Annotated in this window: 10 protein-coding genes and 2 pseudogenes; 5 read left to right on the top strand and 7 right to left on the bottom strand. The window is 46.1% G+C overall.

Going from position 1 to position 12513, the window contains the following annotated elements:
* From QUA03_RS22140 to QUA03_RS22125, 4 genes and pseudogenes are all read left to right on the top strand, one after another.
* Positions 1–393: pseudogene (locus tag QUA03_RS22140) on the top strand (hypothetical protein); the annotation flags it as partial.
* Positions 394–616: 223 nt separating this feature from the next.
* The gene (locus QUA03_RS22135) at positions 617–1360 is read left to right on the top strand and encodes a hypothetical protein (RefSeq protein WP_333214986.1); all 744 of its coding nucleotides are present in this window, start codon (positions 617–619) and stop codon (positions 1358–1360) included.
* An 85-nt stretch (positions 1361–1445) separates the two neighbouring features.
* Positions 1446–2336, top strand: coding sequence for a tyrosine-type recombinase/integrase (locus QUA03_RS22130; RefSeq protein WP_333214984.1), 891 nt, complete (start codon positions 1446–1448; stop codon positions 2334–2336).
* 168 nt (positions 2337–2504) lie between these two features.
* Complete coding sequence (locus tag QUA03_RS22125; RefSeq protein ID WP_333214982.1) at positions 2505–3185, top strand: hypothetical protein; 681 nt, start codon at positions 2505–2507, stop codon at positions 3183–3185.
* Here QUA03_RS22125 and QUA03_RS22120 read toward each other — a convergent pair.
* From QUA03_RS22120 to QUA03_RS22110, 3 genes and pseudogenes are all read right to left on the bottom strand, one after another.
* Positions 3086–3595 (bottom strand): hypothetical protein, encoded by a 510-nt coding sequence (locus QUA03_RS22120; RefSeq protein ID WP_015179812.1) that lies wholly within the window; start codon positions 3593–3595, stop codon positions 3086–3088. The genes QUA03_RS22125 and QUA03_RS22120 overlap by 100 nt on opposite strands.
* 63 nt (positions 3596–3658) lie before the next feature.
* Entirely contained in the window at positions 3659–3799 is a 141-nt protein-coding gene (locus QUA03_RS22115) for a hypothetical protein (RefSeq protein WP_333214980.1), read from the bottom strand.
* A 917-nt stretch (positions 3800–4716) separates the two neighbouring features.
* Positions 4717–5983 (bottom strand): annotated as a pseudogene (locus QUA03_RS22110) (IS701 family transposase).
* Between the two features lie 147 nt (positions 5984–6130).
* Between QUA03_RS22110 and QUA03_RS22105 the strand changes: the two are divergent.
* Positions 6131–6292 carry a hypothetical protein gene (locus tag QUA03_RS22105; RefSeq protein WP_333214978.1) on the top strand — a complete coding sequence of 54 codons (162 nt, stop codon included), beginning with the start codon at positions 6131–6133 and terminating at the stop codon, positions 6290–6292.
* 1085 nt (positions 6293–7377) lie between these two features.
* Here QUA03_RS22105 and QUA03_RS22100 read toward each other — a convergent pair.
* From QUA03_RS22100 to QUA03_RS22085, 4 genes are all read right to left on the bottom strand, one after another.
* The gene (locus QUA03_RS22100) at positions 7378–7833 is read right to left on the bottom strand and encodes a hypothetical protein (protein WP_333214976.1); all 456 of its coding nucleotides are present in this window, start codon (positions 7831–7833) and stop codon (positions 7378–7380) included.
* Entirely contained in the window at positions 7812–11270 is a 3459-nt protein-coding gene (locus QUA03_RS22095) for a plasmid replication protein, CyRepA1 family (protein WP_333214974.1), read from the bottom strand. The genes QUA03_RS22100 and QUA03_RS22095 overlap by 22 nt, the downstream gene beginning before the upstream one ends.
* Before the next feature lie 212 nt (positions 11271–11482).
* Entirely contained in the window at positions 11483–11662 is a 180-nt protein-coding gene (locus QUA03_RS22090; RefSeq protein ID WP_333214972.1) for a hypothetical protein, read from the bottom strand.
* Between the two features lie 452 nt (positions 11663–12114).
* Positions 12115–12444, bottom strand: coding sequence for a hypothetical protein (locus QUA03_RS22085; protein ID WP_333214970.1), 330 nt, complete (start codon positions 12442–12444; stop codon positions 12115–12117).
* Between the last annotated feature and the right edge of the window lie 69 nt (positions 12445–12513).

Genomic DNA, 12513 nt, shown 5'->3' with positions numbered 1-12513 from the left:
GATCCCGCCGAAATTGGCACGTTTAAGGCAGCGGTTGAGGCACAGTTCGGGACTGACGCGATCGCATTCTTGGAACCTGCCACACCTGCACCAGCGGAAACAGTCGAACCGGAACCGACAGTGCCGACAGCGCCGGAACCAGCGGCCACGCCAGAGATTGAGCCAGCTATTGATGTCGAAGTTGCACCAGCACCGGAACCCGCAGCGCCGATCGAGCCGACACCGACAACAACAGCAGCCGGCATCGAGGGACTGCTTAATAAAATGTCAATCCAGTCAATCCGCAAACTGGCATCGGCAAAGGGAACCGACACAAAAGGGACGCGGGCAAGCATCGCAGCGAGGTTAAAGACACTCGTCACACAGGCTGATATCTGGGATGCCACCGCCTAACCCAGAGTACAAACTAAGGCAAGCGTAAGACCACAACCTCACTCGGTCTTACACCTGCCTTAGTTTTGTCTTGTTTGTCTAACAATTTGTCTAACTACTCTTGACAACTGTCTAACAACCTGCACAATGTAAGACATACAGGTAAGACAAGCTTACCCAAAAACAAAACCACCGCCCGAAGTTTACGAGGCCGAAGGCGGTGGCTAGCCCCAAAGGACTAACAATGAACTTAACACAGACTGCCACGACGATCGACGCTTCGACCCCCGCATCTTTCACCTGCTCTCAATGTCCCTTCGCCAGACTGATCGAAGACAACAGATACTGCTGCCAAGTCAGCCAGACCGCAAGCGATATCAAGCGTGGACATTGGACAGCCACGGTGTCTTGTTTTGAAGCACTTGCTAAAGCGGAAGCCGAAAAAGCTGCCGCCGAAGTCGAAATGGCGATCGCCAAAACCGACGCACCCGCACCCGCTACACCCAAATCTGCATCACCTTCAACGCCTGCACCTGCAATACTTTCAGCCAAAAAAGCTGCACCCGCTACATCACCCACACTCGCGAAAACCGCAGCAGCAGCCATCGGGACAGATAATGAACCGCCCAACCGTGGGGATAACGGACGGGGACGGGTTCAGCCGATCGCAGCAGCTAAGAAGCTCTTGCCGCTGATTGTCCCAATTAGTCGCATCAGTTCGGATATATCAGTCAGCAACTTCGATCGAAACGAGCTCGAAATACTTGGCGAACTGAGCTTGACATTAGGCGGTTTTGTCACTCCCCCGGTGTTGGTGCGAGATTCTAGCGGGTACAAGGTTGTTAGCGGTCATCTCCAATATCACGCCGCAGTTCTGGCGAAGCAACTTAACCCCAGGGCCGGCGAAACTATTCCGGCGATCGTACTTGAGGAAGAAAATCAGGCCGCGGCCCTGAACCAACTTAAGCGACTGAAGTTTGTAGCTTAGACGCAGTGGCCCCATCCCAGAAATCGGATGGGGCTTCTTAAAGTCGGTCAATCTTACATAACTATGTTTAATGTAATATTCAGTCATGCCCAAAATGACTCTCGCAGTTTCCAATCAACCCGCCCCACAAGTCATCGCTCCCGGCACTCCCACCGCCCAATTAATTGATTTGTGGACTCACGGCAAGTCTAAAAATACGGCGGCTCTCTACCGTCGCGTTGCAACCCTGTTATTAACTACCACTGATAAACCGCTTCAATGGCTGACTCTCCAAGATTTTCAGAGTTTCGCGGATACGTTAGAAGGAAAGGAGTTGTCTCCTTCAAGCCGTCGCACCTATATATCTGTTGTGAAAAGTCTACTTTCTTTTGCTCACCGCACCGGGCTGATTCCAGTTAACGCTGCTGCTGCGGTAGTTACCCCGAAACCAAAGGATACTCTCTCGCAGAAAATCCTCTCTGAGCTCGAAGTGATGACGATGATTGCTCTGGAACCGTGCGATCGGAACAAGTTGATTCTCAAAACCTTTTACTACGCTGGACTCCGGGCCTCGGAATTGTGCGATTTGAACTGGGAGGATTTGACTCCTAACGGTGAAAGCGGGCAACTTTTGATTTATGGCAAGGGCGGCAAAACTCGTGTGGTGCTACTTCCTGCGTCTCTGTATCTGGCAATCCTGAAGAGCAGAGGGGATGCTGGGAATTCTGAGCCCATCTTCAGGAGTCGCAAAGCTACCAACGGTGGCCGCTTGCACAGGATTTCTGTAACGCACTTGGTCAAGGAAGCTGCTAAACGCGCGGGCATCTCGGAGAAGACTAGCGCTCACTGGTTGCGACATTGCCACGCTAGCCACGCTCTCAACAGGGGAGCGCCAATTCACTTGTTGTCGCAAACTTTGGGCCATGCGTCGGTTGCCACGACGAGCAAATACTTACACGCTAAGCCGAACGACAGCAGCGGATTATATCTGATGTAGGAGCAAGGGTTTGAGGTTGTCTATCAGAAAATAGTTCTATCCTGATGACTCCGCAGTAGTAATTGGGGATTTGGATGGTGACATCCGACTGTTAGCAATACGGAAAACCCTAATCACCCTCTTAAAAGCGAACGCTACGCTTAATCAATCTTTTTGCAAAAAGTAATTATGAGCAACAACCCTCAAAATCAAGACTCGCTCGAAGAAAAACTCAAAGCGGTTACTGAGAGCAATAATTCTGACAAAAATTATAATGCTGCCAAAGCACTCGTTAGTTCTATACCCTCAATTGGGGCATTAGTCGCAGGCTTTGCCGACAGTTACATTGTTCCTCCGGCAACGGAAAGGCTTTATCTATTTTTAGGAGTTTTAGTCCGAGAATTAGAAGAGCTAAAATCTAAAATTGAATCAGTTAATTTTGAAAGCCCCGTTTTTGTGACAACTTTTATGCGGGCGCGTCAAATAGCTGCTTGCACTCACAAGGAGCAAAAACTTGAAGCGTTGAGGAATATAGTTCTCAATTCATCTATTCCCAGATCCATAGAGGATGATTTTTTAGAGATGTTCCTCAACTGGATTGATGGCTTTACTGCACTTCATATTTCTACCCTAAAGTATCTTCACTACCTAGATAGTTATGCCCCAGAAGACGTAGATACATATTTCCCTATGATAGAAGAAAATAGGGCTATATATAAGTACTTGAGAGAGTATCCGGGCGACTGTTTCCAGCATGAATATCTGCTGATTCATAGAGCGACGATCCTCTTTTCAAGTTCGCTAGCGGCTAAACGTTGCTCCCGCACCCGACCAACTCGAATAGCGTCAATCAAGCTGAGCAAGGCATAAAGTTTTGGATCGTTACTGGCAGCTTGGGGGACTGAGCGGTACAGAGGCGCGATTGCCTGCCCTCTCACGACACCTTGAGGGTCAGGCCAAACGTAAACCTCAGACGGTGAGGCAACCAGCTTGCTTTTCAATGGCTCAGCAGAATGTGCAGTTGGCAGTCCCCGCGAGAGGGGGCCTGGTTGGGCGTAGAATACATAGCGCAACCCGTGAACCAAGAATTCCAACACCGCTTGCTTCAAAATTTTCCGCTCGGAGCCATAATACAGACCCGCAGCTTCAGAACGCTCAAGGGCAGCATGAACTTCTGATGCGCTCATGCCCAAGCTTTGAGCGAGAGAACTGTACGTCCAGTTCGTTGAATCCCAACTGTGGACTTTGAGTATTGCAAGGATATCTTGGGGTTTTAGCATAGCGGATGAGCTCGTGCATTGTTTCCTTGTTTCCTTTATTCTACATTCGCGAATAGCGAATAATCAAGGTGTGGCGACTTTAATTGACTGCGAGGCGCTCGTTGAAGGGCAAGAGCCTAGTAGCGAATACAGCGCTCGCCCCGGTTGCTTGAAACCGTTGTAGGTAGGAGCGATCGCATTATAAGTTTCAGAAAACTTAGCCACAACTTTCCTTTACCGATATAAATATATCTCCCAACATTGCTATTGCTACGACTCATTCCTGCTTTTTGTGCAAGCTTCCTCTCTGGCATAAGTTTGAGTTTTCATGCGTTTTTTGCTGCGAATAAGCCCCCAAATTCAGCTAAGAATTAAGTTGAGTTTGCACAAGTTTACTCGCACATTCTCAGAAAAAACAGCAAAAAACTCACGAAAACGCATGAGAACTTAGTCTTAAAAAGTTAATTTTGAGGTTTTTTCCTGTCTCGGTACACTTAATATCAATTTAATAATTTAACAGCAAGCTCTACACTCCAATTTTAGGCAAATGTAGCAGAGGCTCAAAAGTGGTAGCATTTATAGCAAGCTGTACTTTCAATAATGAGCAAGCCGAACTAATTGAAAAGCTGTTAAGGTTGCCTAAAAAATAGCGGCCTCGTTATTAGCCATTCAGCTATTGCATATTAATGTATCGGAACAATGGCGGTAGCGTTTTTCTCTTTTTGAGTTGCAGTTCAGTTTGTTTGGCTTTATTGAAGGCAGTGCTACCGCACGGTTGTACTTGATTTCAGAGAGAGTGCGCGAGCCTGAGCCCCTCTAAGCACCCAGGCCCTAGCGATATGAGTTTTCACGCGGCATTACATAACGTTGAACCAGCATGATTGGTTAACTTGAGAACTCAGGGAAGCGATGGCCACCCATGCTACCCAGGTGTGACGGGGCAATTGATGCCAGTGTTGCCAGAAAAGTCGCCACAATAGTATGAGCAATCGGCACAGTTGAAGAGCGGGTAAAACCAAGCCTTTTGAAACACTTGGCTAACATCGCATCAGTGGTATTGATTGGGAGGCACAGTTGAAGAGCGGGTAAAATTAAGCCCGTTGACACCCCAGCCCTAGTTTTTAGCGGGACTTAAACAAATTTTAAGCCCAAACAAAGCCTAAACTGGCTTTATAAGCGGAGAATACGTCCCAATTTTGGTTCAACCATTTCACAAACCTAAAAGATATGGCTGTCCGAAATGCTTCGAGTGCATCAGTAAAAGTGTTTAAAGATTTGTTTGCCCATCTACGCCTTAATCCTCCTGTTAAGGTATGCCAGAGAATGAAACTGTAGGCACAAAACACCATAATAAAATGTCTTTTAAGGCTGGTTTCATCTCTGATTTGATATTCATTTAACCCCAACCAGCCCTTGGCTTCCCGATAGAAAACTTCGACCCAATTTCTTTGTGAATAAGTTTTTACTATCCACTCCTCTGTCGCTGTTGATAAGTCAACATTACTCATCAAATAATCTATTTCAGTGGCGGTATCGAAAGTATCTGCATTCATGACGATGGCTATTACTTTCTTACCCGTGCATTTTGATAATTCGACTTCTTTAATTGCTACCCATACTGTTCTCGGCCGGTCGAGATTGAGTTGAATTTTTGTGAAAGCCTCTACAGGTAAGGCTTTTGTTAAGTTGTCTGCTCGAATTTCCTCTGTTTCATTTTCGGTTTTTTGAATTATTACTTTGCGATTTTTGGCGATTCCTCCGATGTATTTTAATTTTCGGTTTTCTAATTCTTGTAAAAAACTGGTGTTATTACCATACCCTGCATCCATCAAGACTATTCCTGGTTTATAGCCTCTCGTTAAGGTTTTGTCGATTAAATTTATGGCTATTTCTGACTTTTTCTTGAATTCGGGGTCATCTTTTCCTTCTGGTAATGAGTCGGCTTTTTTATATAATTCAATATCTAATGGTAGGCTCTTCTTACCATCATATAGATGACTTGTAACTACTACTACCCCATTATCAGTTTTTCCAATTTGTCCGATGTATTGTCTTCCTACACCTTCGGTAAAGTTACCACTTTTTCGGTGACCTGAATCATCTATTATCAGGCTAAATCCTCGACTAATCTTGGCGCAAGTTACACTGATTCATTACGTCTAGGCGACGTTGATTGACCTCATTGAATGACCAAGGCGCTGCTGTTAAAAAATGATGTAATTTGTGGTAAGTTACTCCGACGGCGTTTGCTGCCATCTGCGACAAGTTTTTTCGCTCACTTTCTCCCAATAATCCCCCTAAATAGTTCCTAAACTCTCGTTTTTGGGCAAGATGACCAAAAATATCGTCAAATCTTTGACACCATCTATCGAAGCAGGGGGGCATCGCGGCTGGGGTTGTCTCTTTCATTGGTCATTCTTTAACGTTATATGCTTGCTATGCAAGCATTATAACGTATTTTCACCGTATTTTTTGTTTAAATCCCGTTAGGTAGTTGTGGCGATAGCTGCACGGCGATCGATTCAAAGCCAAACCTTTGTGGTGATTTGAATTATTTTGACTTTAAAAACTACAACTCGCGACTCGGCTCCGCTGCCCTTACTCGAATATCCGAATCAGCCTGCAAGTCGCTACCACTGGCTCACCATTGACCCTATCAAGTCGATGCTCGCTGTGATTATCGTTCGTCCGAGAGCTAGCCTAACGCGATCGCCTTGACACCTAAGATTCCCCATTCATAAGGGTGCATTATTTCTCTTTCTACACGTAAAAGTTTGGTTTGTGATCACAAAACCATTGCTTGCTACCGAGAGAGAACAACTATAATCAGCCTCAACAGGTCAAGACACGAACAGCACAAAAAAGCAGTAATTTGACCGAAAAAGTCAGGTATTTGCAGGATATTTTCAGGTAAATACAGGTAGAGTGCAGTTCCTGCAAATACCTGCCAATACCTGATTTTGTACTGCAAACGCCTGACTTTATACTGCAAATGCCTGACTTTAGGGCGCACAACAATTAGTGATTTTTTAGCGTTTTTAACAAAAACTGAATTGATTTAATAGTCAAGTTACAGTATGGTAAGTTGACTATTAAGTCAAATTTAAGGAGTATGAGAAAATTGGCAACACAGCAGCCGTTATACCAGCCTTGGCAGTTGCATAAATTGCTGTTGTCGGGTTCGCAATTTGCAATCGGCTAAACTGTTGTTGTCTGATAAAGCTTGACAGTCGGATAAAAATTTACCGCCTGACTCGGTTTACAGTAGTCGCTCGGTTTACAGCAGTCGCTCGACTCCCAGCTATCAATGGCGGTTATAATTCATCACCTTATTAATACAGGCAGCAATCTCTAGGCGTAAAGAGCGATCGCTAATACATTCCCACAAAAAATTAGTTCGCCGTCCCTGTCCCATACCTTACCGCTCTTATTGATGTATTTGGGCTTCAGTAGCCACTCGCGAGTCGTTCCTTATTCCATATCAATAAGGTTTGAACTGCGGGTAAGCAATATGCTCAATATTCATGGGGGGGATATTTTTTGTCTGCACGTAAAAGTCAGATTTGTGATCACAAAAACATTGCTTGCTACCGAGAGAGAACAACTATAAGCAGTCCCAACAGGTCAAGACACGAACAGCACAAAAAGGCAGTAATTTGGCTAGAAATTGCAGGCGTTTGCAGGATATTTTCAGGTAAATGCAGGTAAAATGCAGCCCCTACAAATACCTGCTTTCCGCCTGACTTTATACTGCAAATCCCTGACTTTATACTGCAAATCCCTGACTTTAGCTGACGCAACAATTAGCTAATTTTTTTGGTGGCGGCTTCGATCGACGGTGCGGGGAGTTCGCTAAAATATTTTGGGCAGCGTGCGACCAATTCCTGAAACTCTAGGAAGTGCCGATCGCCGACAACCTCCACCACATCCGCCGCCACCAATTCGTCACGGGCGATTGCGTCTTCCAAATCGCAATCAATACCTAGGGCAACCCCTGGCGAACTCCAGCCGATCGCCTGTTTGATTCTGTTGGCGAAGTGATGGGCAATTGGGCCCAATAATTCTTGAAATTGCTGTTTTTCAGTTTGGGTGAGGTCGGCCCAGATTTCGGCGCGATCGACATAGCCGTTCTGGTAGCAATCTTTGAGGATGCCGGCTACGTCTTGGGCTGTTTGGCGATCGGCTTCGGCAATGGCGGCGCGGATAAATTCCAGACATTCGACATGGGTAGCAGCATCTAGCATATTGGAGCCTCCCATCTCAAATCCTCGGGATAAGCTCGGAACTGTATCATCCCCGAATCAACCATTGATTTAGCTTCTAAGAGGTAGCGACCCTCAACAAACTCCAGCACCCGGCATTTAATCCACTCCCCAAGCTTTCGCTGGAACCAACCCCAAGCTTTTTGGGCGATCGGAGCTTCAGCAGCAATGGGAACCTCGACGGCGGGAAGTTCTGGGGAAGTAACTTCTATCTGTGCTACAAAAATTTCTGTTGCTGGGGCTTCCACCTCTATCGCAGTTTTGGGGCTAAAAGCTTCTAAATCTTCGGTTGCATCTACCCCTATATTTGTATCAAAAACAGGGGGAGGTGCAACCGCCTCTGATTCTTGCGCTGCATGGGTTTCAGCTTCTTTTATCTCAGATATTTTTTTTGCTTGTTTTTCGGCTGTGAATGCCGCTAGCTGATGCCAGTTTTCGGGTAAGCTTGCCTCAGCCATAAATGAATATTCCCGGTGCTGCACTCCGTTCTGCTTTACGTTCTTGCCGATAAGTTTGCGGCCGATAAGTTGTAGCAGTTTGTTGAGCCATTGGATCGGCTTCATTTTTCCGGGATGACCGAAAAGATTGGCGATCGCCTTTTTCTTGCAGCGCTCCAAAAGTTCCAGCACTTCGGGACTTTCTTGAGTCCAAACTTTTCCCGGCTCCAAGAATTTCTCTAGACCTAAAGCTTTGAGCGCTTTGATTTTGAGCCAGCGAGGGGAGAAATCTCCTAAAAATTCTCGCTTGCCAGTCGATAACCTGTGTCGCTGTAAAAATTCTGCATCCTCTGGATTCTGATAAATCCAGTCAGAATCAAGTTGAGACAAAAGCGATCGATCGTCAAACCGGACACGCCGCACAAATTCCCAATCCCACAAGCCAGAGTTTTCGATTCCCGGTAGCCGTGCTTTGAGGAAAAACTTAATAGCGCAGCATCGGTCTTCCCAAGTCGCTTTAAAGTTGAGCTTAATTTCTAAGGCCTTAGAAAGTTCGATGTCCGGCGCGTTGAAGATTTCTTGAGACTCGATATCCTTGCACTCTTCCTTAGCGAAGGCGTGTCCTTCATAGTCGCACTCGCTAGCTGAAACTTGCTGCACAGAATACCCGCAGGCCTCAAAAGCTTTTATCAAATATTCCCGTAAGTGCGATCGCTCTAATTCTGCTTTTGCTTGAAGTTTTGCCCAAAGGATTGTGTGAGGATTCACAATTTGAGCCGCTAAATCTTCCCGTACTTTCTGCAACTGCGACTCATCCTCTACCAGCAATCTAGCCTCGGTGTCACCAAACTCTGCGAGAGCTTTGATAATGTCTGATTCAAATAATCCCCCAGCGCTCTTGCTAGGTAAACCACGTTCTGCACAGAGTACAACAATCCTCTCAGGATGTCGGACGCGACGGGCCATCTGGCAAAACTCGTCAACCCCTAACACTCCCACATTCCAACAAAACACGTCGGAGAAATAACCCGGAATGCTAACATCAAAACCGCTTTCAGCAGTCGGGGTGTAAACTACCCAAGCTGGCTTATATCTCTTGATCCAAGCGTCGGGGTCTGTTTTGAATTCCTCCATCTCTTCTGTCGGTGCAGTTTTAGAAGTAAACAAAACTCCGGCCCCGTGAGACTCGGTTAATTGTTTAGCAAAAGCTTCAGCGTCTCTCAGAGAATCCGTTGCAATTGCAGGGCACGGACTTTTTAGTATTTGATCGCTCAACCATTTTTTAGATTTTTTACCAGGGTCTACAAAAAACAGAGGTAAGGTGTCGCCCTGATAGACGTTCTCAATTTTGACTAAAGGTTTGCCAGAAATTTCTGAAAAATAATTGACGACTAGATCGGACAGGTTGCCATCTGTTAGCACTAGCCGACAATTAGGTAATTTGAGAATATACTCTAATCGCTCAAGAGTCTCGACCCGCTTGCCTAGCAGCGTCTTAGACAGTATTAAATGCTTGGACACTGACACTGGCTCGTCAATAATGACTGTGAATCCTTGACCGCTTTCGACAGCCGCTTCAAACATCTCGATCGGAAGCTTGAGCAAGGAATCTACACAGAGGCTTAGCCGTGCATTGGGGTCTTTGGTGAAAAGATACCCTTTGTGTTCATCCCAGTGATAAAATCCCCATTTTTTGGATTGCTGAAAAAGTAAGCTGTTGCGGTATCCCAAATTAATCTGTAACCCGCGCGGGTCGCTGGCAACTTTATCTCCGATCCAGTAAGTTTTCCCAGTGCCGAAACCGCTACGCCCTGCGGTAATTTTTCCCGGCTCTGGCGCGGGCGCGTCAAAACGCTCTGAGTTAATTTTGATGTCGGGACTAAACTTCCTGAATCTTTCCCACTTCTTAAGTTGCCAGTCCTCTGAGACGTTCTGCGATGCCTCGCCGATAACCGCGTCAATATCGCCGCCACTAACCAGAAAATCATCAACACCTTTGTCAGGGCCCGGCAACTGTGCAATTTTTGCGATCGCACTTTTGAACAATTTTGCCGTAGTGCAGGCGGCCTTAAATTCTGGGCTCTGGGAGTAATCGCCGTCGCGGTAGTCAAACAGAATTGTAATTTCTCGCCCTGGTGTATCCAGAATTTGCAGCACTTTGCACAATTCTCGCGCGATAGCTTTCCGGTACGTTGTGCCGTCGGGCTTGGTTACTTCTTCCCCGTACTCGGTAACTCTGTACCCGGTGTAAATACCTGGTAATCCGATCGCCGCATATCCGCGAGAAATTAGCGCACAAGCTTTTTTCTCTCCCTCTGTCAGGACGATCGGACAATTGGTAGCTTTAACCCATTTCCAAAATCCGATCGCTTCTCCATCAATCCCAACAACCGGAAATTCTGGCATCGGCAAACCAGCTTTAGTGGCTACCAGCTTCCAAACTCGGACAGTAACGCGAGGGAGGAATACCTCTAAGGGTTGCCCCTTGCGCTGGTGATACCTGCGAGGCTCCCACACCCCTGTACCTTTTTTCTGATCGAGCGCGAGCGGCGCCCCGCCTAATTGCCGAAAGCGGTTATTGCCTATCCATCCATACGCAGGAGGGCCCGCAGGTCGGGAGATTCCCTTTGATTTAATAGTTCCGCTTCTGGCTACTTTTGTGTTGCCGGCTAGATCGGAGGGTATGTAAAAAGTTGAGCCAAGGAAATATCCCTTACTTCCCTCACACCGGGCAAAATTTCGATCCGCTTCTATGCTGCTACCGCTGTTGGTTGAATTGTCACTGTCGGCGTACTGGTGCTCATATACAGTGGTTCCGATCGTAGGGGCAAAGTTCAGGCGGAAGATGTCGGGGGCAACTCCCGATCGAACCACAACATCCTCGTAGCAGCATTGATTTACATATTCTGCGTAATCTTTACCAAACTTGTCTAAACTTGCCGAAGCTGTCGAGTAATCTTGACTAAAGTTATCTGGATTTGGTACAATGGTGTCCATAGCTGGTTTCCGGGGAAAGTTGACCAGCTACACCTGATTATAGAAAAGAGCTTATTGGTCTGTTGTCTGGAGTTTACCCCTAGCTGTCAACCCTTTATGTTGACAAAGGGGTTATTATTGAAATGAATTTATTCTTTTTGGTTGCTCTCGTCTACAAGGCGGGTGTAGCCTTTTTTTTGACTTAAAACGAGTGAAAATAATGCCTGCAAACCCTACACTGCAATAAGTTCGGCATCATTGAGATGCTTTTCTAGTTGCTTAATGTAGGTGTGTACAGCTTGCTTAGTAAAGTTCGAGCTAGAGGTTTCTAATTGCAAGGCTTTACTTTTAATTGATAAATATTCCGCCTCTGTTAAATAAACTGTTACCGAATGTTTCCACCTGCGTGCCATTTTTCACATCCTCGTTTTAGAGTTACCGTTAATAATACGGTACTAACCATCTTGGGGCAAGTAAATGGTCAAATTATGGACAAAATTGATTATTTACCCTATATATAGGGTTTTTGAGCAAAATCCTGTACCCATTGATGCCTCGATCGAACAGCTCCCCCGCTCTTCCCGAAAAGAAGAATTTTGCCGGGGTATGTAGCCGGATACATACTATCAGCTTGGATTTGAAGCCTTTTTGATTTCGCAGGTTGAGAAATCAAATTGAAAAATCTATAGCTTAATCAAGAGCGCAAAGCCTTTATTCATCGGATTCTCCGAATATAGGGGAGGCAGAAAGTAGTACAAAAGGCAGAGCAAATAATTAAACTTAAATAAATTTAATTAAAGTTAAGCCGATCGCCCGCAACTCCCCAGCCCGCCATCGCCGATAACACCGCCGCCACAAACTTAGATCAGCTTTTGCCCCTCCCCGGTTTTGCCTTCGCCGCAGTTTGCTTGGCTGCGGTTGGTTCCGCTGCGGTTGGCTCCGATTCTGTTGGCTGCGGGTCGGGAGTGCGATCGGGGGAACCAGTTTCGGTTAGCGCCTTAGAGATTCTTTGGGGTGCTGGTAGGTCTACAGCATTTTTCGCCACCCATTCTTCAATAAGTGCGGCGGTAACATCCGACATATTCAGCCCATTAAGAAAGCAAGCTGTTTTAAATTTGTCTTTTAATTCGGGCAACAGATAGACCCGAATTGACATCTCTCCTTTTGCCACATTACCCCTTTTGCTGATGGACATATCCACCAGTTTATTTGAGCAACAAGGCATTAAGGCATAAAGCCATCAATTTATTCGAGAACAAGAGCC

The organism is Microcoleus sp. S36b_A4, from assembly GCF_036700645.1.
Classification (GTDB): domain Bacteria; phylum Cyanobacteriota; class Cyanobacteriia; order Cyanobacteriales; family Microcoleaceae; genus Microcoleus.
The sequence above is the reverse complement of the archived record's forward strand: the minus strand, read 5'-3'. Positions and strand labels throughout refer to the sequence as shown.